Annotated in this window: 21 protein-coding genes; all 21 read right to left on the reverse strand. The window is 55.0% G+C overall.

The window, feature by feature from the left end:
* Window positions 1-12: 12 nt before the first annotated feature.
* A complete protein-coding gene (locus BRO54_RS11225; protein WP_074043975.1) occupies window positions 13-1,617 on the reverse strand; it encodes a gamma-glutamyltransferase family protein in 1,605 nt (534 codons plus the stop codon).
* A gap of 12 nt (window positions 1,618-1,629) precedes the next feature.
* On the reverse strand, window positions 1,630-2,607 hold the full coding sequence (locus BRO54_RS11230; RefSeq protein WP_021321928.1) for an ABC transporter ATP-binding protein: 978 nt from the start codon (window positions 2,605-2,607) through the stop codon (window positions 1,630-1,632).
* Window positions 2,579-3,583: an ABC transporter ATP-binding protein gene (locus BRO54_RS11235; RefSeq protein WP_021321927.1), complete on the reverse strand. Its 1,005-nt coding sequence runs from the start codon at window positions 3,581-3,583 to the stop codon at window positions 2,579-2,581. Before BRO54_RS11235 ends, BRO54_RS11230 begins: the two co-directional genes overlap by 29 nt.
* Before the next feature lie 8 nt (window positions 3,584-3,591).
* The gene (locus tag BRO54_RS11240) at window positions 3,592-5,154 is read right to left on the reverse strand and encodes a glutathione ABC transporter substrate-binding protein (protein ID WP_021321926.1); all 1,563 of its coding nucleotides are present in this window, start codon (window positions 5,152-5,154) and stop codon (window positions 3,592-3,594) included.
* Window positions 5,155-5,184: 30 nt separating this feature from the next.
* Complete coding sequence (locus BRO54_RS11245; RefSeq protein ID WP_074043976.1) at window positions 5,185-6,090, reverse strand: ABC transporter permease; 906 nt, start codon at window positions 6,088-6,090, stop codon at window positions 5,185-5,187.
* A gap of 26 nt (window positions 6,091-6,116) precedes the next feature.
* Window positions 6,117-7,058 (reverse strand): nickel ABC transporter permease, encoded by a 942-nt coding sequence (gene nikB / locus BRO54_RS11250; protein WP_021321924.1) that lies wholly within the window; start codon window positions 7,056-7,058, stop codon window positions 6,117-6,119.
* Window positions 7,059-7,293: 235 nt separating this feature from the next.
* A complete protein-coding gene (locus tag BRO54_RS11255) occupies window positions 7,294-7,743 on the reverse strand; it encodes an Lrp/AsnC family transcriptional regulator (protein ID WP_015376050.1) in 450 nt (149 codons plus the stop codon).
* A gap of 206 nt (window positions 7,744-7,949) precedes the next feature.
* Entirely contained in the window at window positions 7,950-8,837 is an 888-nt protein-coding gene (locus BRO54_RS11260) for a stage II sporulation protein SpoIIQ (RefSeq protein WP_074043977.1), read from the reverse strand.
* 174 nt (window positions 8,838-9,011) lie between these two features.
* A complete protein-coding gene (gene spoIID, locus BRO54_RS11265; RefSeq protein WP_074043978.1) occupies window positions 9,012-10,043 on the reverse strand; it encodes a stage II sporulation protein D in 1,032 nt (343 codons plus the stop codon).
* A gap of 432 nt (window positions 10,044-10,475) precedes the next feature.
* Window positions 10,476-11,780, reverse strand: coding sequence for a UDP-N-acetylglucosamine 1-carboxyvinyltransferase (murA, locus tag BRO54_RS11270; RefSeq protein WP_074043979.1), 1,305 nt, complete (start codon window positions 11,778-11,780; stop codon window positions 10,476-10,478).
* A 31-nt stretch (window positions 11,781-11,811) separates the two neighbouring features.
* Complete coding sequence (locus BRO54_RS11275) at window positions 11,812-12,567, reverse strand: YwmB family TATA-box binding protein (protein ID WP_074043980.1); 756 nt, start codon at window positions 12,565-12,567, stop codon at window positions 11,812-11,814.
* 255 nt (window positions 12,568-12,822) lie between these two features.
* Entirely contained in the window at window positions 12,823-13,062 is a 240-nt protein-coding gene (locus tag BRO54_RS11280) for a DUF1146 family protein (protein WP_011232810.1), read from the reverse strand.
* A 378-nt stretch (window positions 13,063-13,440) separates the two neighbouring features.
* On the reverse strand, window positions 13,441-14,934 hold the full coding sequence (nuoN, locus tag BRO54_RS11290) for an NADH-quinone oxidoreductase subunit NuoN (RefSeq protein WP_074043982.1): 1,494 nt from the start codon (window positions 14,932-14,934) through the stop codon (window positions 13,441-13,443).
* Window positions 14,935-14,938: 4 nt separating this feature from the next.
* Complete coding sequence (locus BRO54_RS11295; RefSeq protein ID WP_074043983.1) at window positions 14,939-16,546, reverse strand: NADH-quinone oxidoreductase subunit M; 1,608 nt, start codon at window positions 16,544-16,546, stop codon at window positions 14,939-14,941.
* Complete coding sequence (gene nuoL / locus BRO54_RS11300; RefSeq protein ID WP_074043984.1) at window positions 16,543-18,396, reverse strand: NADH-quinone oxidoreductase subunit L; 1,854 nt, start codon at window positions 18,394-18,396, stop codon at window positions 16,543-16,545. Before nuoL ends, BRO54_RS11295 begins: the two co-directional genes overlap by 4 nt.
* 17 nt (window positions 18,397-18,413) lie before the next feature.
* Window positions 18,414-18,719: an NADH-quinone oxidoreductase subunit NuoK gene (nuoK, locus tag BRO54_RS11305; RefSeq protein ID WP_011232815.1), complete on the reverse strand. Its 306-nt coding sequence runs from the start codon at window positions 18,717-18,719 to the stop codon at window positions 18,414-18,416.
* Window positions 18,716-19,237: an NADH-quinone oxidoreductase subunit J gene (locus BRO54_RS11310; RefSeq protein ID WP_074043985.1), complete on the reverse strand. Its 522-nt coding sequence runs from the start codon at window positions 19,235-19,237 to the stop codon at window positions 18,716-18,718. Before BRO54_RS11310 ends, nuoK begins: the two co-directional genes overlap by 4 nt.
* Window positions 19,234-19,653 carry an NADH-quinone oxidoreductase subunit NuoI gene (gene nuoI, locus BRO54_RS11315; protein WP_013146600.1) on the reverse strand — a complete coding sequence of 140 codons (420 nt, stop codon included), beginning with the start codon at window positions 19,651-19,653 and terminating at the stop codon, window positions 19,234-19,236. The genes BRO54_RS11310 and nuoI overlap by 4 nt, the downstream gene beginning before the upstream one ends.
* A 114-nt stretch (window positions 19,654-19,767) precedes the next feature.
* Window positions 19,768-20,769, reverse strand: a complete 1,002-nt coding sequence (gene nuoH / locus BRO54_RS11320; protein WP_013146601.1) for an NADH-quinone oxidoreductase subunit NuoH — start codon at window positions 20,767-20,769, stop codon at window positions 19,768-19,770.
* Entirely contained in the window at window positions 20,766-21,866 is a 1,101-nt protein-coding gene (locus tag BRO54_RS11325) for an NADH-quinone oxidoreductase subunit D (protein WP_074043988.1), read from the reverse strand. Before BRO54_RS11325 ends, nuoH begins: the two co-directional genes overlap by 4 nt.
* A 3-nt stretch (window positions 21,867-21,869) precedes the next feature.
* A partial coding sequence (locus BRO54_RS11330; protein WP_074043986.1) for an NADH-quinone oxidoreductase subunit C occupies window positions 21,870-23,030 on the reverse strand: 1,161 nt, incomplete at its 5' end.

Consider the following 23,030-nt stretch of genomic DNA (forward strand, 5'->3'; position numbering starts at 1 on the left):
TTATCGTGAGTCTTACCAAGCGGCCACCGCACCGTCCGTGCGCGGCTCCGTCCCGGCGGCGAGCACGCCGGTGTCAGGATCGCGCCAAATGATTTGCCCGCGGCCGAACAGTCCGCTGTCCAACGCCAAGCGGATGTCATGCCCTTTGCGGGCGAGCGCTTCAGCGATATGGCGCGGGAAGTGCGGCTCCACCAATACCGTTTTCCCTTCCATCCACTGCCAACGTGGCGCATCGAGCGCCGCTTGCGGGTTTAAGTCAAAATCGACCGTGTTCATGATCACTTGCAGATGCCCTTGCGGCTGCATAAATCCGCCCATGACGCCGAACGGGCCGACCGGCGCGCCGCCTTTGGTCAAAAAGCCGGGGATGATCGTATGGTACGGCTTTTTCCTTGGCGCCAGCCCGTTCGGATGGCCGTCATCAAAGGCGAAGTTATGGCCGCGGTTATGCAAGGCAATGCCCGTTCCTGGGACGACGAGGCCCGAGCCGAAGCCCATGTAGTTGCTTTGAATATAGGACACCATATTCCCTTCGCCGTCCGCGGCGGCCAAATAGACCGTTCCGCCTTTTGGCGGCGTTCCCGGCTCCGGCGTCAGCGCCTCCTCGCCGATTTGCGCCCGGCGCATCGCGGCAAACGATTCCGACAACAGCTCGTCTGGGCTGCAGTTCATATAGCGGCAGTCGGCGATGTACGCTTTCCCATCGGCAAAGGCAAGCTTCATCGCCTCGATTTGCCGGTGGTGCGTCTCGACATCCGGCACGCTCGGCACGTCAAACCCGTTCATGATGTTGAGCGCCATCAACGCGACAATCCCTTGGCCGTTCGGCGGAATTTCCCACACCTCATAGCCGCGGTAGGAGACGGAGATCGGCTCGACCCATTCCGGTTCATACTCGGCGAGGTCGTCCGCCGCCAAAAAGCCGCCGTATTGCTTCGAGAAGGCGGCGATTTTTTCCGCCAGCTCGCCGCGGTAAAAGCTTTCCGCTTCCGTTTCGGCAATGGAGCGCAGCGTCGCCGCATGGTCCGGCGAGGCCCACACTTCGCCGATCTTCGGCGCGCGGCCGCCCGGCGCAAACGTCGCAAACCAGGCGGCAAACTCCGGCCCGCGAAGCGCTTCTTTGTATGTACGAAACGCCGCAACCCAATACTTTCCGAGCACTGGCGAAACCGGATAGCCGTTTTCCGCATAGGCGATCGCCGGTGCGAGCGTTTCCACAAGCGGCAGGCGGCCGAAGCGCTTTGACAGCGCCGCCCACGCCGCCGGCGCCCCCGGAACGGTCACCGGAGCAAAGCCGTATTTCGGCATCTCCGTATAGCCGCGCTCTTTCAGCGCTTCAATCGAGATCGCTTTCGGCGCATAGCCGCTCGCGTTTAATCCGTACAGCTTCCCGTCCGTCCAAACAAGGGCGAACGCATCGCCGCCGATGCCGTTCGATGTCGGTTCGACAACCGTCAAGCAGGCGGCCGCGGCGATCGCCGCATCGATGGCATTGCCGCCTTTTTTCAACACATCAAGCCCCGCCTGCGCCGCGAGCGGCTGCGACGTTGCGACGACGCCGTTTTTGGCGAACACCGTCATCCGCTGCGATGGGTATGGGTGGTATAGGTAGTCCATGGCAGTTCCTCCTTACTTCACTTCATGGCAAGCGACAAAATGACCTGGAGCCGCTTCTTTCCACTCCGGCCGCTCTTGTTTGCATCGTTCGGTCGCCACCGGGCAGCGCGTATGGAACGGACATCCTTTTGGCGGGTTGGCCGGGTTCGGCAAATCCCCTTCAAGACGAATGCGCTCCCGCTTCGCGCCTGGCTTCGGCCGAGGAATGGCGGACAGCAATGCTTTTGTATATGGATGGAGCGGATTGGCATACAACTCCCGAGATGGGGCTAGCTCCACCGTATGGCCTAAATACATGACAAGCACCCGATTGCAAAAATGGCGGACAACTCCTAAATCGTGAGAGATGAATAAATACGTCAGTTCATGTTTTTCTTGGATGTCTTTTAACAGTTTAATGATTTGCGCTTGAACCGATACGTCCAACGCAGAGACCGCCTCATCGCAAATAACGAGCGACGGGTTTAAGGCGATCGCTCGGGCGATGCCGATCCGCTGTCGCTGCCCGCCGCTGAATTCATGCGGGTATCGGTCGTAATGTTCCGGACGAAGCCCGACTTCTTGAAGCAAATGCAATACCCGCTCTTCGCGTTCGGCCTTTGTCATGTTCGTATGGATGATAAACGCTTCTTCCAAGGCATGTCCGATGCGTTGGCGAGGGTTGAGAGACGCGTACGGATCTTGAAACACCATCTGCATCTCTTTTTTCCACTTTTTGCGTTGCCGTTCCGGCAAACGGCTGATCTCTTCCCCCCGAAAGAAGATGGCGCCCCCCGTCGCCTCTTCAAGGCCGAGAATCGTCCGGCCAAGGGTCGATTTTCCACACCCTGACTCGCCGACGATGCCAATGCTTTCCCCGGCAAATACATCAAGGGAAACGTTCTCCACTGCTTTGACGTAGCCTTGGATGCGTCGCAACACTCCCCCTCTGATCGGGTAATATTTTTTAACGTTTTCCAACTTAAGAAGTGGCTGCTTGGACTGGCTCATGACTGTGAGCACCCTCCTCTAGCCAGCAACGGACAGAATGGCTGTTGCTGATTTTTCTCTCCAGCGGCGGCGCCGTGCGGCATCGGTCGGTCGCAAATGGACAGCGCGGGTGGAAGCGGCAACCGTCAATTTGTTCATTTAAACTGGGTAACGTCCCCGGAATCGGTTCGAGCGAATACTCCTCATCATCCACGCTTGGCACGGATTTCAACAACCCTTTTGTGTACGGATGGCGCGGGTTGGCGAAAATACTTTCGACATCGCCTTCTTCCACTTTCTCACCAGCATACATGACCATCACTCGATCCGCCATTTCCGCGACCACGCCCATGTCATGAGTGATCAAAATGACGGCCATATTCAATTTTTGTTTCAACTCATTGATCAAATCCAAAATTTGTGCCTGAATGGTCACATCCAAAGCAGTTGTCGGTTCATCCGCAATGAGCAAGCTCGGATGACAGGCAAGCGCCATGGCGATCATGACACGTTGCCTCATCCCGCCGCTCAACTCATGCGGGTATTGTTTCATCCGCTTTTCCGGAAATGGGATGCCGACTTGCTTGAGCAGCTCAATGCTTTGTTCGTGCGCTTCCCGTTTTGACAGTCTTTTATGAAGCATCAATGGCTCACGAAGTTGATAACCAACTGTAAACACAGGGTTGAGCGCTGTCATTGGTTCTTGGAAAATCATCGAGATTTCATTGCCGCGAATGCGGCGCAACTCTTCTTTCGGCAATTTCACCAAGTCGCGTCCTGCAAACTCAATCGATCCGCTCTCAATCTTCCCGTTGTTGGGAAGCAACCCCATAATCGACAGCGAGGTGATGCTTTTCCCGCACCCTGATTCGCCGACAATGCAGAGTGTTTCTCCTTTGCGGACGGAAAAAGAAACCCCCCGCACGGCGGAGACTTTTCCCTCCGCCGTGCTGAAGGTCGTGACAAGGTTCTCGACACGCAACAATGTTTCAGCCATGCTATCCCCTACTCTCTATGAACGTGATAGAGCGACCATTGTCCTGTCGGATCGATCTCCAATCCTTTCACCGATTGATCAACAGCCGCCGTCACGACGCCATGGTTCATTACAACAACGGCAGCATCTTTCAACAAGAATTCATTCGCTTCTTTCAACTTTTGTTTCCGCACTTCTGGATCGATCGTCGTACGTGATTCTTCGACAAGTTTGTCGAATGTCGGATTGTTGTAGAACGTCCGGTTCGATACTCCAGCGTTTTTCGAATGGAAGTTTGGATAAAACAGCTCGCTGCCATCCGCCGTGCTGTTGGTCCAACCAAGGAATGTGATATCGTATTTTCCTTGCTTTGTTGCATCAAGGAAGGTGCCCCACTCCATCGATTCAATTTCGGCGTTGATACCGACTTCTTTCAGCTGTGCTTGAACGATCTCCGCCATTTTCATGTAATTTGCCGTATTGGCGACCAAAATTTTCACTTTCGTTCCTTTATAGCCATGCTCTTCAACGAGCTGTTTCGCTTTTTCAGGATCATAGGTGTAAGCGACGTTTTCTGACGATTCATCATAACCGAACACTTTCGGACCGATGACGCTGTTTGATTTCACCCCAAGCCCTTTCAGCTGCTGGATATACTCATCTTTGTTGATCGCATAGGAAACCGCTTGACGGAAGGCAAGCTCGTTCATCGGTTTCTTTTTCATATTAAAGCCTAAATAGTAGACTGGTGTGCCTTCCTTTTTGATCAGCTGAACATTTTTCATCGATTCGACGCGGGACAACTGTTCAGCCGGGATATTGTCGATAAATTGCACATCGCCCGTTTGCAGCATCGAAATCGCCGTCGTCACTTCCGGAACAACTTTGAACGTCACTTTTTCCAACTTCGGCGCCCCTTGCCAATAGTCATCGTTTTTCTCTAATGTCACATGGTCGCCCGGCACCCATTCAACAAATTTAAACGGGCCAGTGCCGACCGGCTGTTTCATTAAATCTTGTTTTTGATCAGCCGTTGGACTGACAATGGAAGCGTTCGTATGCGACAAGGCCGCCAACATCGGACCATACGGGTATTTCGTTTTGATCACTACCGTGTAATCATCTTTCACTTCCACCGATTCGACCGGTTCAAGAAGCGATGCCCTTGGCGCCGCTGTCTTCGGGTCTCTTAGTTTATCAAACGTATACTTGACCGCTTCCGCGTTAAAGTCGGTGCCGTCATGGAATTTAATTCCTTTTTTCAATTTGATGACCCACGTCTTATCATCCGGAGTTTCATACGATTCCGCCAAATGCGGCTTGATTTCCATCGTCTCCGGATCACGGACGAACAACGTTTCATACACTTGCTCGATAACGGCAGACGAGACGGAATCGTTCGTTAAAATCGGCGAAAGGCCAACGACGTCAGATGTCGTCGCATACGTCAATTCCTGGGCGACGTTTCCTTTCCCTTGCGAACTGGACGAGGCGTTGTTAGAAGCGGATTTGCCTCCGCATCCGGCCAACGCCGCGGAAACGGCAAGAACAAAAGCAAGCACAACATACGACCAATACGTTTTCTTTTTCACTGGCTTTCCCTCCACACTATATATAAGTTTTTATTGATTGATATCCATGTTTGGATCCAGCGCATCGCGCAATCCGTCGCCAACGACGTTAAAGGCGAAAACGACGAGCATAATAGCGATGCCTGGAACGACCGTCATGTGCGGCGACGTCCACATAAACGCCTGGCCAGCGGCAATCATGGCCCCCCACTCCGGCGTCGGCGGCTGAGCGCCGAGCCCCAAATAGCTGAGCGAGGCAGCAGATAAAATGGCAGTTGCCATGCGCATCGTCGCAAACACAATGATCGGCGCCAAACAGTTTGGCAAAATATGCTTGATGATAATGCGGGCGTTGCTCGCCCCGAGCGCTTTCATCGCCAAAATATATTCGCGATTTTTTACTGACAAGACGCTGCCGCGGACGATGCGGGCGCATGTCGGGATCGACCAAATACTGATAGCGATCGCCACATTAATCAAGCCGGTGCCTAAAATGGCGATGATAAGCATGGCAAGCAAAATTCCCGGAAACGCAAACAGCAAGTCGACAATCCGCATGATCAGTCCGTCGAGTTTTCTGTAATACCCTGCTAACAGGCCGAGCACCACCCCGCCGATCAGCCCTAAGCTGACGGAAACGATGCCGACAACGAGGGAAATGCGAGCGCCATACACGATGCGACTCCAGATATCCCGCCCGTAGTTATCGGTTCCGAGCCAATGTCCATCGGAAAAAACCGGCAGCTCAGCCGCTGACAAATTTTGCTTTATCGGATCATGGGTGGCGAGCCACGGGGCGAAGATGGCCATGAGTACTTGAATAGCGATGATGACAAGCCCCACAACTGCCAACTTGTTTTTCAGCAACCGCTTGATCGTGGTGATGTACATTTTTTCTTTCTTGCGCCTAAGGCCCGCTGCTGCATGGCCTGTATTCACCGCTGCACCGGTTTCCATCGATTTTCCCCCTTTCTATCGTTCTTTTAATCGTAACTAATACGCGGGTCGATAAACGTATAAATAATGTCAACAATCAGGTTGACTAAGACAAACAACGTAGCAACAAGCAAGACGGAGCCTTGCACCATCGGGAAGTCCCGGGCGGCAATGGCTTGCACCATCAGGCGGCCGACGCCGTTAATGGCAAAAACCTGTTCGGTGATGATCGTGCCGCCGAGCAAAAAACCAAAGTTTAGGCCAATAACAGTAATGACTGGAATCATGGCGTTGCGCAAGGCATGCACCCAAATGACCGTCCGCTCTCTTAAGCCTTTGGCCCGTGCTGTCCGAATAAAGTCGGCTCGGATGACCTCGAGCATCGACGAACGGCTCATTCTCGCAATCATCGCCGCTGACCCGGTCCCGAGCGTAATGGCCGGCAGCACCAGCTGCTTCAACCCTTCTGCCGTATAAAACGGCTGATCCAGCCCGCCGACTGGAAGCAACTGCAAGTTGACCGCGAAAATTAAAATGAGTACGGTGCCAAGCCAAAAGTTCGGGATCGAAATGCCTGCCAAAGCAAAGACGGTGCTGGAGACGTCAAACCATGAATTTTGCCGGATGGCAGAAATAATGCCGGCAACGACACCAATGATTACCGCCACAATAATGCTGGCAATGGCTAGCTTAAGCGTGTTCGGAAACCGCGTCATGATCGCTTCCCACACCGGCTGCTTCGTTTGGTACGAATAACCAAGATCGCCATGGAGCACCCCGCTTATGTAACGGCCATACTGGACAAGGAACGGGTCGTTAAGCCCTAAATCTTCGCGGATGGCGTCGATGTCTGACTGTGATGCGGTCGGGCCAGCAATGATCGTTGCTGGGTCCCCCGGAGCGATATACATGCTCGTAAAGACGAGGAACGAGATACCGACCAATAGGAGGATAAGCTGAAAAAATCTTCTGACAATCATCCCCGCCATCATATTCACTCCTTTCTGTTGTTTATATAAAAGAGAATTTTATATGCATTTGTTAATTAAAATTAAATTGATATTTAACAAAGTTAATTTTTATTTTGTTTTTTATGATTATATAGGAATTCGAATCATTTTTCTACATAATTCTCAAAAAAAATTGAATTTTTTATTATGAATAAAAAACGCCCCTTTACGGGACGCTTTTTACCGGGCTTCACGGCCCTACCAGAGGCGGCGGCTACAACTTCAACCCCGTCCGACTCTTAAAGCGGCGAAGCAAAATATGGCTTTCAACTCTCGTAATGCCTTCCAACGCGTACAACTCGTTATTGATGAATTTTTCAAGGGCAGCAAAATCTTCAACGAGGACATGCATATGGAGCGTGCTCGGGCCTGTCATTTGGTAGCAGCTCGCTACATTCGGGTTTTCGGCCAGCTTTTGCGCTACTTCGACCAAATACGCTGGTTCACAGTCGACCTCGAAAAACGCTGAAACTTGCTTGCCGAATTTCTCTGAATTGATGACAACGGTGAACTTTTCAATCACACCGTGCTTGACGAGCTGATTGACCCGCTCGCGGACGGCGACGCGCGAAAGGTTCAGCTTTTTGCCGATGTCGACGTACGACATGCGGCCATCTTCAATCAACAGTTCAAGAATTTTGCGGTCGATGTCATCTAGTTTCATCGCCTTGTCACCCGCCTAGCATCCATTTTTCTATCATTATAACGGCTCTAGCATGAGGTTAAAAGCTTTTTCAATCCCCGTCCGCAGCCCCTGCGGTGCAAAAGTCTCGTGAAACGACGATGAAAAAAGACCCGCCCGCTTGTCTTGGCAAACGGACAGGCCTTTTCGTCGCGTTTTTCGTTTCCTCTTGCTCGACGCCTTGTCGATTACGCTCTTGCCATGCCGATCGAGGCGTCTGGCGTTTTGTAGGATGAAGCGTCGTTGTTTTCGTCTTGGTTGTTGTCGCTTGGCGCCGTCGAATGGTCGTCAACCGGCGCTTGTTCGTTCGCTGGGTTTTCGTCTGTCGGCGCTGTTTCGTCACTTGGCATCAATTCTTTTTCTTTGCTTGTGGCGGCGCGATCGGTTCCTGCGTTGTCTTCCGTTTTATCGGTCAAGGCAGTCAACGGTTTGTCGACATAGTCGATCGGGTTGACCGCCCGGCCGTCTTTGCGAATTTCAAAATGGACGTGGATGCCGGCTTCTTTGTTGAATTCGCTTTGCCCTGCCTTGCCGATCACTTCACCTTGTTTCACCGTGTCGCCGGCTTCGACTTTCACATCAGCGAGCGATTGATAGACGGTCGTGACCCCTTGTTCATGATTGATTTCGACAACATAGCCTAAAATCGGGTCTTTTTCCGCTTTCGTCACCGTGCCGCTTAAGGAAGCGGTGACGTCAAACGTTTTGCCGTCTTGGCGCACAAGATCGATGCCTTGGTTCGGGTGGTACGTATGATCATAAAAGACGAGGGCTGCTTCCTGTTCTGCTTCGGATGCTTTGTCATCGTAGAATGGCGTTTTCACTTGCACCGCATTTGGATCAAGCACCGGCATCGCAATCGTTTCGACCGTTTCATTGACCGGAACAGCCGGATTTTCTTGCTGGGCGGTGCCGTTTTTCGCCACGTTGTCTCTGCCCGTATTCTCCTCTTTGCCCAATTGGAACCAAAGAGCGCCAGCGACGATCAATGCGGCAGACGATAAATAGATCGCCGGAAATACCCAACGTTTGCGGAACAGACGCTTCAGCGACGATTGTTTTTGTTCCTCTCTCATGTTCATCACCTCAGCAACCATTTTGAACAGAAAGAGGAAAAGATATACACATAGAAAACAATTTTTTCACTTATTTTTTGACATTAGGCTAGATTTTATACAAAAAAATGAGGGGCGTCTCCCTGCCGTTTGCCCCGAAAGTTTGACAGAAAAACCGGGGCGCAGAACCCCGGTTCATCCATTTTTCGCGGTCAATTTGTTTAAAAACGCCGTCGCCGACGAAATATGGACGCCGCGGTAATAATATTTGACGATGTCAGCGTACGTTTTCCCTTCTTTGGCCATAAAGTTGGCTCCGTATTGGCTCATGCCGACGCCATGGCCGTAGCCTTTCGTCGTAATGATGATGTCATCTCCGTTGCGCACCCAGGTGAAATCACTCGACGGCAATCCGAGCCGTTCGCGCACATCGCGGCCCGTAAACGTCTTGCCGCCAATCTTCACTTCGCCGACGCGGCGGCCGGGAGTGCGCGATACAATGACGCCGACTGAGCCGTCAGCGGGCAGTTCAATCCCCAGTCTTCGCTCGAATTCCGCCACTGGCATCGTTTTTCGCTGGTAAAACTTCGGGGATTGTTTGTCCCATGGGCTGGCGACGCTTTTTAAATACGGAAAATCGCTTTGCCAATAGGCTTCCGAATTTTCCGTATAGCCGTTGCTTGTCGAAAAAAACAGCGCCTCGATCGGCTCGTTGTTGTATGTCAAAATTTGTCCTTGCGTGTCCATCACCGCTTTTGTCACTTTTTTGATTTTCCAATCGTAGTCGCTGCCCCATAGTTTTCGTAGTTCGTCATCGCTGTAATAGACTTGATGAGCCACCGTGTCGGTCACATTCGCTCCTTTTGGCAGGCGAAACGGCTGGTTGGTGAGCAATTGCTTCACGATGTATGTTCTTGCCGTCAACGCTTGCGCCTTTAATGCCTCGAGTTCAAATTCGGCCGGCATTTCCGCCGCAACGACGCCGATGACGTATTGCTCGAGGGGAATATGTTCGACGCGTTGTTCTTTGCTTCGATAGACCGCCACGTCGATGGACGGCCCTTCGGCTGCCTGCGACCGTTGGACTTGTTCTTGCTTGTGCAGTTGTTCGGCCAATTTGGCCACCTTCCCGTCATAAAATGGAAGAACGAGCGCCGTCGGAATGACGAGGATGGCGACAAACAGCGAGAGAGCGAGCGCCATCACCGGTTTCAGTCGTTTCACCATAGCCGAGCCCCCAATATGCATTTTCCAAGCACAAGCGGACATCGCGAATGAATGCCTGCGTTGGCTTCGGTTCGTTACTATAGTTATGGGCTCGGACAAGTATATATGACAGTTTTCTTTCCAGCCAAAACCTCCATGAGCGCGTTTCGCACTCCGCCTAAACATGAAGCCGTTGAAAAAAGTCGGTGACTGAATAGGGGGCGATGGAACAAGGGGCTTTTCGAAAGCACATGTTTCACCACCGTCGCGACTTGCCGCGCGCGGTGCGATCAAGCTTATGGAGAAACTTCATACAGACGGCCTTTCTCTGAGCTTCAAAACAGGCCGTTAGGAACGAACGGTTGTTTTTTACCGTCCTTCGACGGTCGCCCGTGTGCCAAGAAAAAACGACCATTCCCTACCGAAAGGCAGTTCACGGTCGTTTTTCGCTCTTTATCCGTTCCATTGGATCGCTTGAATTTGGTCGAATTGTTCCGTTTCTTCGCGGACGCGTTCAATGTCAGCCCCAAGCGCAGCCAACTTTTCGTGGAAGCGGACATACCCGCGGTCGAGATGACGAAGCTCGGTCACGCGCGTGTAGCCGTCCGCCGCGAGTCCAGCCAAAATCAACGCCGCCGCTGCGCGCAAATCGGTGGCCGCCACTTCGGCGCCTTGCAGCTGGCACGGGCCATTGATAATGACGGAACGCCCTTCAATTTTAATATCGGCGTTCATGCGCCGGAATTCCTCCACATGCATAAAGCGATTTTCAAACACCGTCTCGGTGATCATGCTCGTGCCTTCCGCTTTCAACAAGAGAGCCATCATTTGCGACTGCATGTCGGTCGGAAAGCCCGGGTATGGCATCGTTTTAATGTCGACGGCTTTCAGCTTTTCCGGACCGATAACACGCACGCCGTTTTCCTCTTCAATGACGGTCACGCCCATTTCTTCGAGTTTGGCGATCAGCGAGCCTAAATGTTCCGGAACGGCTCCTTGCACGAGGACATCGCCGCCGGTGATCGCCGCCGCCACCATAAACGTGCCGGCTTCGATGCGGTCCGGAATGACCGTATGCGTTGTGCCGACGAGCTCGTCAACTCCCTCGATTCGAATCGTTCCGGTGCCGGCGCCGCGCACTTTGGCGCCCATCGCGTTCAAAAAGTTCGCCAAATCGACGATTTCCGGCTCTTTGGCGCAGTTTTCGATCACAGTCGTGCCTTCCGCGAGCACGGCGGCCATCATAATGTTTTCCGTCGCCCCGACGCTTGGAAAGTCCAAATAAATTTTGGCGCCGCGGAGCCGTCCGTTCACTTCCGCATCAATAAAGCCGTTGCCGACTTTCACGGACGCGCCCATCGCTTCAAATCCTTTTAAATGTTGATCGATCGGGCGCGAACCGATGGCGCAACCGCCCGGCAGCGCCACGCGGGCTCGGCCGTTGCGCGCCAACAGCGGCCCCATGACAAGCACCGACGCGCGCATTTTTCGCACATATTCAAACGGCGCTTCCACCGTCAACGGACCGGTGGCATCGACGGTGACCGTCTCGTCGGCAATGTGCACATCGGCGCCTAAATAGCGGAGCACTTCACTGATTGTATATACATCGGAAAGAGCAGGCACATCATGAATCGTACTAATTCCTTTCGTAGCCAATAGAGTAGCGGCGATGACGGGCAGCACGGCATTTTTTGCGCCTTCCACTTTGACGGTGCCGCTCAACCGGTTTCCGCCACGGACGATGATCTTTTCCAAGGTATTCCCCTCCGCGTCCAATTTCTCTATATTAGTATTCAATGGTAATGATTGGGGTTCCAACAACGACGCGCGTCTTGCCGCCCAATCTTTCTCTCAAGGCGAGTTGCAGGTTGATCGGCTGATGATTGGCGGTTGGGAGAACGTTCTTCCACTGCCCAGTATATGCAGACAGGGAAACGAGTGACTCTTCCCGCAGCCACTCGACAGGCGTCGCTTGAAAATCGCGAAGCAATTGAGAAGCTTGATCGAACAAACCACCTTCCATATTACCACTGAACTCGCCTTCCATACAAGCAAAAAATGTAGGGTGATTCACAAATAGTCCGTTCGTCGTTTTTTGAATGTGCTGTGCTGCTTCTTTCCACCCAGCTTGGCTCCACGTTGAACCGGTCGCTTCATAGAGGATATACGTTTGCGGCGTTCCATTTGTGACGGTCATCACGAGCTGGATTTGTTCACGAAAAAAGGAATGTTCGTTCGTGCCGATCACTTTTTGCCAATGGCTAGCTTGGTGGAACGTCCAGCGAAAGGAGCGGTATGTTTGTTTGAACTCCGCCATTTTTTTGAAAAAGTCCGCATCATTTTGAATATCGTGGGCATACTCTCTTGTGTACACGACCCAGCGGCCGAGCGAGGCACCGTGCTGCGCCAATGTGTGCGCCATCATTTCCAACGGTTCGGACCATTCGTTCCCCCGCGCGCCTTCCGTCCGGTATTGCCCTGCGGCCAACAACAAGACCGCGGCGGCCAGCGCCACCAGCCAACAGATTGGATTTTTTCTCATCTTCGTTCCCTTCCTCTCCTTACTTGTTATTGTTGCCACCGGACAAGGGAACATACGTCAAAAAAATCGACAACCGGCGATTTTTGAAACGGTTTTCATAAATAAACATCAAAGCGGAGGGCAAACGGCCGAGAATCCATGGAAGAAGGGGACGGCGAGCAAAGAGGCGGCGGCAAGAACGGATCGACCGGACAGAGGGCGGGGCAAGCGGGCAATTGGAGGGGGAGCCGAAGCACCACGGCGCCCCGGGCCTCCCTATTCGCGGAACAAATACGGCAAATCGGTTGACCAAGCCCAATAGTCAAGGAAAAAGTTCGCCACCGTCGAGCCGATGGCAATCGTCAATAAAATGTACAGCAGCCGCCCTTGAACGACGCGGTTCGGCCGAAGCAGCACCTCGAGCCTCACCGCCTGCAGCGTCCACCACGTCACCGCTAGAAACGCCAAATGAACGATAATCGAAATCAACGCTTGTTGGCCGATGACCGGCATCATCAAGTTTCACCTCTTTCTCAAGCATATGTGAAACGGCGCATACGACGCATCACCTCTTTTCCAAAACGCAGCGAGCAGCCAAAGCACTTCATGCGTTTCGAAAACAGGTTAAGCGGCGCATGACAAGCTCTTCTCCCCCGAAACAGAGCCGGCCGCGCATCCAAGGTGCTCCTCGATCCCGAAACAAAGCCAGCGGGATGAGCATTCCCCTCTTTCTATAAAAATGCGTAGGCCTTGAAACTTCATGCTAGGTGGAAAGCAAACATTGCTCGATGGAGCTTTCCTGCGCAAAGCACGCAGCGCATCCCCTCCTTTCCAAACGAAGCCGGCGGCGCAAAAAAAGAGGAGAGGCATTCTCCCTCTCCCTTTATTCTACCGTTACGGCAAAAAATCGCCAAAATGCCCGAACTGGGCGAGCATATCGTAAGCAAGCCCCGGCGCCCATCCGATCGCCAACGTTCCAAGCGCGCAAAGAACGACGGCGGTCGACAGCCCGGCCGGCAGCCGGCCAAGCGGCGCGGTGAACGTCGGGCGGAAAAAGAGCTGGACGATCAAATTGAAATAATACACGTACGAGATGACGGTCGTGATCGCCATCACGGCGGCGAGCACATAATGGCCCGGCTCTGTGACGACAAGGCCGATGAAAATATGCAGCTTGGCGATAAAGCCAGCCGTTCCTGGGATGCCGGCGAGCGAGAGCAAAAACAGCCCGAGCGCCACAGCCAGCAGCGGACGGTGCCGATATAAGCCGGCGAGCCCATCCAAATCATCGGATCCCGTTTCATTGACAATATGGGCGATAATGGCAAACGCCCCGATGTTCATCAACGTATAGACGAGCAAATACATCCAGAGCGAATCGATCATCGCCCATGACATCGCGGCAAACCCGGCGAGCAAGTAGCCGGCGTGGGCGATGCTCGAGTAGGCGAGCAGCCGCTTTAAACTCCGCTGCCGAAGCGCCACGACGCTGCCGATGATCATCGTCAGCCCGGCCAATACGGTGATGACCGGCTGCATCGACAAAAGGAGCGATGACGGATCCCGCCCTTCTGCCGGCGCAGCGGCAAAGATCGTCACCAGCAAACGGAGAAGAAGGACAAAGCCGGCCGTTTTCGACACGACGGCAAAAAACGCCGTCGCCGGAACGGGCGCCCCTTCATACACGTCCGGCGCCCACATATGAAACGGAACAGTCGCCAGCTTAAACGAAACGCCGATGAGCAAAAGCAGAAACGCCAAAGCAAGCATGTACGGCTCGTTCGTCTCCTGCAAGCGGCGCGCGATGCCGCCGAGATTCGTCGTTCCGGTCAAGCCGAACAAATAGCTCATGCCAAACAGCATGATGGCGGTGGCGATGCCGCCGTTAATGACATATTTGAGCGCCGCCTCGTTCGATGCCGGCGCCGTTTTGCGCAAACCGGCCAAAATGTAGGACGACACCGAAAGCAGCTCAAGGCTGACAAATAGTGTAAGCAAGTCGCCGCTAGACGCCATCATCATCGCCCCAAGCAGCGCAAACAACATCATATAGGCAAATTCGCCGCGGTGCGGACTGCCTTCTTTCGGCGCCCATTCGGCCACTAAAAGCAGAGCGAGCGCTCCGCCAGCCAGCAAAATGAGCTTGAACGCTTTGGCGAACGCATCGAGCCGGAACGTATCATGCAAAATCGATGCCGACCCGGCCGGGATCATCGCCGCTGTCGCGATCATAGCGAGCGCCGCCGCCGCCGCGGCGCCCCAAGCAAGCGGCCGGCGGCTTCGATCACTCGGCAGCGCCAAGTCAATCACCAACAGCGCTATGGCGGCCGCGAGGACGATCCATTCGGGCGCCATCATGCTCCAATCGGATTGCCATACATCGTTCATGTGATCAACCCCCTAGCCCGTTCATCATCGTCTCTACGACGGCCGTAAGCGGTGCGGCCAATAGCTGCGGATAGACGCCGACGGCCACGATCAACGCGACGAGGATGAACGCCGGCACAGCTTCTTTTCCTTGCAAGTCAACGACGCCCCCTTGCGGTTCACCTAGGCTTGCCCCAGATGTTTGCGGTTCACATATGCTCACTGCAGATGCTTGCGGCTCACGCCAGCCCATGACCGCTTCCTGCCGGTCGCGGGGGCGGCCGAACGTGATATCAAGGACGGCTTTCAGCGAGTAGACAGCGGCGAAGATCAATCCAAGCGCCCCAACTGCGGCAAGGGCCGGCTTCGTTTGAAACAGCCCGAGAAACGACGTGAATTCACCGACAAATCCCGCCAGCCCCGGCAGACCGAGCAAGGCGAGCGCCGCTGTGAGCAAATACCCGGAAAAGAGCGGCATCGCTTTCGTCAGTCCGCCAAGCCGGTTGATGTCCGTTGTTCCCATTCGATGAGTGAGCACGCCGACAAGCAAAAACGACAAGGCCGAGATGAGTCCGTGAGCCACCGATTGAAAGATCGCTCCTTGAATGCCGGCCTCATTCAACGCACCGAGTCCGATGAGCACGACCCCCATATGCGACACGCTCGAGTAGGCGAGCACGCGCTTCAATTCGCGCTGGCGAAGCGCCAACAGCGCGCCGTACAGCACGTTGATGACGCCAAATAGAGCGAGAACGCCGGCAAACGAGCGGAACTCATCCGGAAACAAGCCGACCCCGAAGCGAATCATCCCATACGCTGCGATTTTCAGCAACACCCCGGCATGAAGCATCACCACCGGCGGCGGCGCTTCGACGTGGACGCGGATGAGCCAGCGGTGGAACGGAACAGCCGGCAGCTTGACGGCAAATGCCAACAGCAGCCCGCCGAGCAGCCAGCGACGCCCTTCCTCCGTCAGCGGCGCAATCAGTTGCCCTTCCGCCGCTGGATTATGTAACATTTCATGAAGCAAGGCAAAATTCGCTGTTCCAGTTCGGGCAAGCAGCACCGCGATCACGACAAGCAGCAAAGCCGAGCCGAGCCCGTTGTACAACAAGTAGCTGTACGCCGCCCGCTCGCGCTCAAACCCGCCCCACTTGCCGACAAGCAAAAACATGGCGACCAACGTCACTTCTAAGAAGAGGAAAAACCAAACGAAATTGGCGGCGGAAAATACGCCGAGCATGCCAATCTCAAGCGCCAGCAGCCAGAGAAAATACCCTTTTTTCTCCGTTTTGACAAGCATCGACGCCAAAGCGGCCAACGTCGCCAACACCGCGGTCAGAACGATAAAGACAAGCGACAGCCCATCGATGCCGAGCTCATAGCGGATCACATACGCCGCGTCCGTCAAAAATGGCAAGTCAGCAAGCCGCACCCAGTCCCGCGCTTCGTCGAGCCGCTCGAGGCGAAACCCGCGTCCAGACTGAATGAAAGCAAACAACGCCAAAATGAGCGGCGGTACGGTGGCGGCCGTTCCGAGCCATTGAATCATTCGTTCATCCGTTTTGCGGACAAACATCAGCAACACGATGCCTAACAGCGGCGAAAAGACGAGCAGCGATAAAAACATCATAGCCAGTACCCCCCTGTTAAGGCGAAAATGACGACCAAAATCGCCAATCCGGCCACCGTCACCGCCCCATACGTCTGCGCCTGCCCGTTTTGCCCGCGCGACCCAGCTGAGGCAGCCGCGCCGACAATGCCGGCGGCAAGCCGGGCGAGCCCTTCAACAAGGAAGCGGTCGACATACGCCAACAGGCGGCTGATCCATGACACAAGCGACACGACCGTCAAACGGTAAATGTCATCGATGTAGTAATGACGGCGCAGCAGCTCATCAACATACGGAACACGCGCGGACAGCCAATCGCGCGGCATTTTCTGCGCCCCGTACATCAGCCAAGCGAGAAAAATCCCTGCAAACGACACGATCGTCGCCACAACAACGATCCATCCCGGCGCCGCTTCATGACGATACGCTCCATCCGTCAACCATTCGCCAAGGAACGAGCCAAACCACGGCGTTTGCATGTATCCGGATGCAATCGACAGCACGCCGAGCACAAGCATTGGCGCCACCATCGAGGCCGGCGCTTCATGAGCATCCTCATGATGCCGCGCTTTGCCGGCAAAGACGAGGAAAAAGAGCCGGAACATATAAAACGACGTCAACAGCGCGGCAGCGACCGCGAGCCAAAAGAGGAGGCGCGGCCCGTTCGTCCAGGCGGCGGCCAAAATTTCGTCCTTGCTGAAAAAGCCGGCGAATAGCGGAACCCCGCTGATCGACAGCGCCCCAATGAGGAATAGCGGCGCGGTCCATGGCAGCCGCCGCCAAAGCCCGCCCATTTCCTCGATGTTTTGCGTACGGACGGCATGAATGACGCTCCCGGCGGCCAAAAAGAGGAGCGCTTTAAAGAACGCATGCGTCGTCAAATGGAAGATGGCCGCGACATAGCTGCCCGCGCCAAGCGCCAACATCATATAGCCGAGCTGGCTGACCGTCGAATAGGCGAGGACGCGCTTGATGTCCGTCTGCACCAAGCCGATCGTCGCGGCGAAAATGGCCGTCACCCCGCCGATCGTCGCCACGGTCATCATGGCTGCATGGCTTGCCTCATACAGCGGAAACAATGCCGCCACAAGGTACACACCGGCCGCCACCATCGTCGCAGCGTGGATGAGCGCCGACACCGGCGTCGGGCCTTCCATCGCGTCTGGAAGCCATGTATGGAGCGGAAATTGCCCCGATTTGCCGATGGCGCCGATGAAAATCAAGATCGCCGCGAGCGTCGTCATCCCCGGCGACAGCGTGCCGTCGCCGACGGCGCGGAAAATGTCATCGTAATCAAAGCTATGCGTTTGCCAAAAGAGCAACATCATGCCGATAAAAAAGCCAACGTCGCCGATGCGCGTCATGATGAACGCTTTTTTCGCCGCCGCTTTTGCTTCTTCCTTATAGAAGTAAAAACCGATCAGCAAAAACGATCCAAGCCCGACGAGCTCCCAAAAGATGTACGCCTGCAGCAAATTCGGCGACAGCACAAGACCGAGCATCGCAAACGTAAACAGGCCCAAATACGCGTAAAAGGTGGAAAACCGTTCATCGCCAGCCATGTACCCTTGCGAATACACATGGACGAGCCAGCTGACGAGTGCGACGACGACGAGCATCCAAACGTTTAGGGCGGTGGCGGAAATCCCGACCGTCAACGTCACGCCGCCTATCGTCATCCATGTCCAGTTTGCCTCATACGTCGACCCGCCGAGGCGGTCCACAAGCACCGCGAGCGCCAAAAGCAGCGACAAGAACGTCGCGGCGATGCCGACATAGGCGCTTGCTTGTTTCCATCTCCGTCCGAACAGCAGCAACAGAATGAACGAACCAAGCGGGAACAGCGGCACGACCCAAGCTAGGTTCATCATCGTTCCCATCCCCTTCTCTAATGTTTCAACGAATTGGCTTCATCGACTTGAACCGTCTTCCGGCTGCGGTAAAAAGCGATGAGCGCAGCTAAGCCGACGGCTGCTTCCGCCGCCGCCACGGCGATCGCAAACAGCGCGAACACGTGCCCGTGAACGCTGGGATGGGCGCCGTATTTGGCAAAAGCGACGAAATTGATGTTGACCGCATTTAACATCAGCTCAATACAGATGAGCACAATGACCGTATTCCGCTTCGTGAGCGCCCCGTACAGCCCGATGCAAAACAAGATCAGCGCCAACGCTAAATAGGCCGATAATGTCATTCGTCTTCCGCCCCCTTGCCGTCTTTTTTCGCCAGCACGATCGCGCCAATTAAGGCGACAAGCAAAATGACGGACACGATTTCAAACGGAATCGTATAATATGAGTAAAGCGACTTGCCGATCGCCCTAGCGTTGTCGCCCGCCAACGCGCTGCCGTCAGCGCCAAAGTCGAGCTGGCGAATGCCGAAGTAGACGGCAAGGCCGAAGGCGATAACAGAGAGGGCGGCAACCGCTTTATGCCAGACGCCGCCGGTGGTTTGGCGCTCCCTTTCGTCTGTGTGATGGCGCGTCAGCATGATCGCAAACAGCATGATGATCGTGATGGCTCCGGAATAGATGAGCACTTGCACAACAGCGACAAATTCGGCTGACAACAGCACGTACAGCCCGGCAATGCCTAAAAACGTCATGACGAGGGCGATGACCATATGGACGACGTTCGTCAGCTGGAGCATCGTCACTCCCCCGGCAATCGCCGCGAGGGCGAGCAAGAAAAAGGCGATGTCCGTTCCGCTCACGGCTTATTCTCCCTTCTTATGTTCGTATCGTTTTCATCGAGCCAGGCCAAATCTTTATACAGAGCGTCGCGGCTGTATTCCGCGAGCTCAAAGTTGTTCGTCATGACAATCGCTTCCGTTGGGCATACTTCCGTGCACAAATCGCATAAAATGCAAATTTCAAAGTTGATGTTGTACGTCTCAATCACTTTCCCTTTTTTCGTCGGATCGGGATGTTTTTTCCCGGTCAGCTGGATGCATTCGGTCGGGCAAATGTTGACACACTGGTTGCACACGATGCATTTTTCCGGATAAAATTTCTGGATGCCGCGAAACCGATCCGGGAGCGGGAGCGGTTCGTGCGGGTAATCGTACGTCACTTTTTCGCGCGTCAACTCTTTTAACGTATACGCCAATCCTTTCATCAACCCAATCATCCGTCTACCCCTCTCATGGGAAAAGTGGCGTTCCGACACGACCTCTGTCCGAAAGAGGAGGCCATGCTCATGGACGGCTGCCCCCTTCCTGGCAAGACAAGTTGCTTTGTTCCTTTAGAAAAACCACGCTTTAACGACCGCCGTCAGCACAATGTTGACGAGCGAAAGCGGAAGCAGCACTTTCCAGGCGAACTCCATCAGCTGGTCGGCGCGCACGCGCGGAAATGTGGCGCGAAACCAAATGAGGACGAAAACGACCGCACAAAACTTCAAGGCAAACCAGACCGCGCCAGGAATCCAGCCGAGAAACGCGACCGGATGCCAGCCGCCGAGAAACAAAATCGTCACGAGCGCCGCCATGGCGAACAAATACACATACTCGGCGAGCATAAAGAACGCCCAACGGAACCCGGAATATTCGACATGGAACCCCGCGACCAGCTCGGACTCCGCCTCCGGCAAGTCAAACGGCGTCCGGTTCAATTCGGCCACCGCGGCAATGAGGAAAATCAAAAACGCCAACGGCTGGGCGAAAATGAACCATACGTCTTTTTGCGCCGCAACGATGTCGACCAAATTCATGCTTCCAGCCAAAAGCACGACGCCAAGCGCCGACATGACGAGCGGAATCTCATAGGAAATCATTTGCGCGGCTGCACGCATGCCGCCAAGCAGAGCGTATTTGTTGTTTGACGCCCAGCCGCCGGCGACGACGCCGACGGTCGTCAAGCCGGAGACAGCGATATAATACAGAAGGCCGACGCCGATATCGGCAAACCGGAACGCATCGGTAAACGGCAGCACCGCCAACACCATAAACGACGGCACAAAGGCGATGATCGGCGCCAGCACGTAGAGCGGACGGTCGGCCGCTTTTGGGATCGTATCCTCTTTCAAAAGCAGCTTCAACACATCGGCAACGGTTTGCAGCAGCCCGAAGCGGCCGCCGACTTGGTTCGGCCCGATGCGCCCTTGCATAAACCCCATCACTTTCCGTTCGGCCAAAATGCCGTATGTGACAAAGGCGAGCACGACCGCCAAAAGCAGCGCCCCAAGCCCGAAAAAGAGGGCGATGTTCGACCAGCTTGGCGTGGATTCAAGCCATTGTTCCATCATCCGTCGACCTCCCCGAGCACAATGTCAATCGACCCAAGAATGGCGATGACATTGGCCAAGTTTTCCCCTTTGAGCAGCTTCGGGAGTATTTGCAAGTTGTAAAACGATGGGCGCCGGAATTTGAGGCGGTACGGCTCTTTTTTGCCGTCGCTCGCAATATAGCAGCCGATCTCGCCGCGCGGCGCCTCGATGCGGACGAACGTCTCGCCGGGCGGCGCTTTAATGATGCGGGGCACTTTTCCCATGATCGGCCCGTCAGGCGGGAACTGCTCGCACGCCTGCTCGATAATGCGGAGCGACTGTTCGATTTCCGCCATCCGGCATTCATAGCGGGCGAGGCAGTCGCCGCCGTCGCGCACCGGCACATCAAAGTCAAAGCGGTCATAGATCGAATACGGTTCATCTTTGCGCAAATCCCATTTGACGCCGGTCGACCGCAAGTTGACGCCGCTCAGTGAATAGCTGATCGCCTCTTCTTTCGTATACCGGCCGACGCCGGTGACGCGCTGGCGAAAAATTTCGTTGCCAGTGACAAGCTCATGGTAGCCAGCCAATTTCTCGCGCATATACGGAACGAACTGTTTCACCTTGTCGATCCAGCCATCCGGCGCATCCCATTTGACGCCGCCGATGCGCATGTAGTTGAACGTCAGCCGCGCTCCGGACAGCTCATTTAATAGATTAATAATCATTTCGCGTTCGCGGAACGCGTACAAAAACGGGCTCGTCGCGCCAAGGTCAAGCAAATACGTCCCCCACCAGACGAGGTGGCTGGCGATCCGCCCGAGCTCCATGGCGAGAACGCGCAAATATTCGGCCCGCTCCGGCACTTCAATGCCCATCATCGTTTCGACCGCATGGCAAAGCACATAGTTGTTTGTCATCGCTGATAAATAGTCCATTCGGTCGGTGTACGGAATGATTTGCGTATATTGCAGCCCTTCGGCAATTTTCTCCGTCCCGCGGTGCAAATAGCCGATGACCGGTGTCGCCTCTTGAATGATCTCGCCGTCAATTTTCAAAATGAGGCGGAACACCCCGTGCGTGCTCGGGTGTTGGGGGCCGACGTTTAAAATCATTTCTTCTGTGCGCAGCATCATCTACACCTCCGCATCATACGGCTCGTAATCTTTGCGCAGCGGATGCCCGACCCATTGTTCGCCGAGGAAGATGCGGATTAAGTTCGGGTGGCCGTGGAAACGGATGCCAAGCAAATCGTACGCCTCGCACTCCGGCCAGTTCGCCCCCGGCCAAAGCGGAACGAGCGAATCGACTTCCGGGTTGTCGCGCTCGATTTTGACTTTCAGCGCCACCGGCTGCCGGTTTGGATAGGAATACAAATGGACGTACACTTCCATATGCGTCTGAAAATCGGTGCCGTGCAGCTCGGATAAATAATCAAACCGAAGCTGTTCATGGCCTTTCAACAACTCGGCGACTTTGTAGTACGCCTCTTTTTTGACGACAAGCGTCGGCACATCTTTCGCCAGCCGGTTGATGTATGCATCCTCGAGCACGTCCGGACCGAGATGCTCATGAATGATGCGGACATATTTCTCAAGCAGCGGATCGTTCGGCGACGGAGCTCGATCAGCTTCCTCGGCCTTCGCCCGGGCGGCCGCTGCCGCTTTTTGTTTCGCCCCCTCATCGCCAGCGCCGCCTTGTTGCTTCGCCAAGGCCGCCGCCCGCGCTTTTGCCGCGGCCGCGGCTTTCGCTTTCGCCGCGGCGGCCGCTTTTTGCTTGGCTAGCTCGTCATCGTCGCCCGACGCTTCGGCCGCTTTTTGCTTGGCCAATGCAGCGGCTCTCGCCTTCGCGGCCGCAGCTGCCTTTTTCTTCGCCAACTCAAGATCATCCTCCGCGCCGCCTTCCGCTGCCTCGCGCTGCCGCCGCAGTTCGGCGGCCCTCGCCCGTGCTTCCTCGGCCGCCTTTCGCTTCGCTGCCTCGAGGTCGCCTTCGGTCGCGCCGCCTGTCGCGGTTGCTTCCCGCTGTCGCCGCAGTTCCGCCGCCTTCGCCCGTGCTTCCTCGGCCGCCTTTCGCTTCGCTGCCTCGAGGTCGCCTTCGGTCGCGCCGCCTGTCGCGGTTGCTTCCCGCTGTCTCCGCAGTTCCGCCGCCTTCGCCCGTGCTTCCTCGGCCGCCTTTCTCTTCGCCGCCTCAAGGTCATCCCCTGTCGACGCACCGGACGCAGCCGCCTCGCGCTGTCTCCGCAGTTCCGCCGCCTTCGCCCGTGCTTCCTCGGCCGCCTTTCTCTTCGCCGCCTCAAG

The organism is Geobacillus proteiniphilus, assembly GCF_001908025.1.
GTDB classification, from domain to species: Bacteria; Bacillota; Bacilli; order Bacillales; family Anoxybacillaceae; genus Geobacillus; species Geobacillus proteiniphilus.

Excerpts from the sequence above, each read along its gene's own strand:
- BRO54_RS11225 (WP_074043975.1), bottom strand. The coding sequence starts at position 1,617 with ATGGACTACCTATACCACCCATACCCATCGCAGCGGATGACGGTGTTC.
- BRO54_RS11230 (WP_021321928.1), bottom strand. The coding sequence starts at position 2,607 with ATGAGCCAGTCCAAGCAGCCACTTCTTAAGTTGGAAAACGTTAAAAAA.
- BRO54_RS11235 (WP_021321927.1), bottom strand. The coding sequence starts at position 3,583 with ATGGCTGAAACATTGTTGCGTGTCGAGAACCTTGTCACGACCTTCAGC.
- BRO54_RS11245 (WP_074043976.1), bottom strand. The coding sequence starts at position 6,090 with ATGGAAACCGGTGCAGCGGTGAATACAGGCCATGCAGCAGCGGGCCTT.
- nikB (WP_021321924.1), bottom strand. The coding sequence starts at position 7,058 with ATGGCGGGGATGATTGTCAGAAGATTTTTTCAGCTTATCCTCCTATTG.
- BRO54_RS11255 (WP_015376050.1), bottom strand. The coding sequence starts at position 7,743 with ATGAAACTAGATGACATCGACCGCAAAATTCTTGAACTGTTGATTGAA.
- BRO54_RS11260 (WP_074043977.1), bottom strand. The coding sequence starts at position 8,837 with ATGAGAGAGGAACAAAAACAATCGTCGCTGAAGCGTCTGTTCCGCAAA.
- spoIID (WP_074043978.1), bottom strand. The coding sequence starts at position 10,043 with ATGGTGAAACGACTGAAACCGGTGATGGCGCTCGCTCTCTCGCTGTTT.
- BRO54_RS11275 (WP_074043980.1), bottom strand. The coding sequence starts at position 12,567 with ATGAGAAAAAATCCAATCTGTTGGCTGGTGGCGCTGGCCGCCGCGGTC.
- BRO54_RS11280 (WP_011232810.1), bottom strand. The coding sequence starts at position 13,062 with ATGATGCCGGTCATCGGCCAACAAGCGTTGATTTCGATTATCGTTCAT.
- nuoN (WP_074043982.1), bottom strand. The coding sequence starts at position 14,934 with ATGAACGATGTATGGCAATCCGATTGGAGCATGATGGCGCCCGAATGG.
- BRO54_RS11295 (WP_074043983.1), bottom strand. The coding sequence starts at position 16,546 with ATGATGTTTTTATCGCTGCTCGTCTTTTCGCCGCTGTTAGGCATCGTG.
- nuoL (WP_074043984.1), bottom strand. The coding sequence starts at position 18,396 with ATGATGAACCTAGCTTGGGTCGTGCCGCTGTTCCCGCTTGGTTCGTTC.
- nuoK (WP_011232815.1), bottom strand. The coding sequence starts at position 18,719 with ATGACATTATCGGCCTATTTAGCGTTGGCGCTGATCTTGTTTTGCATC.
- nuoI (WP_013146600.1), bottom strand. The coding sequence starts at position 19,653 with ATGATTGGGTTGATGAAAGGATTGGCGTATACGTTAAAAGAGTTGACG.
- nuoH (WP_013146601.1), bottom strand. The coding sequence starts at position 20,769 with ATGATGGAACAATGGCTTGAATCCACGCCAAGCTGGTCGAACATCGCC.
- BRO54_RS11325 (WP_074043988.1), bottom strand. The coding sequence starts at position 21,866 with ATGCTGCGCACAGAAGAAATGATTTTAAACGTCGGCCCCCAACACCCG.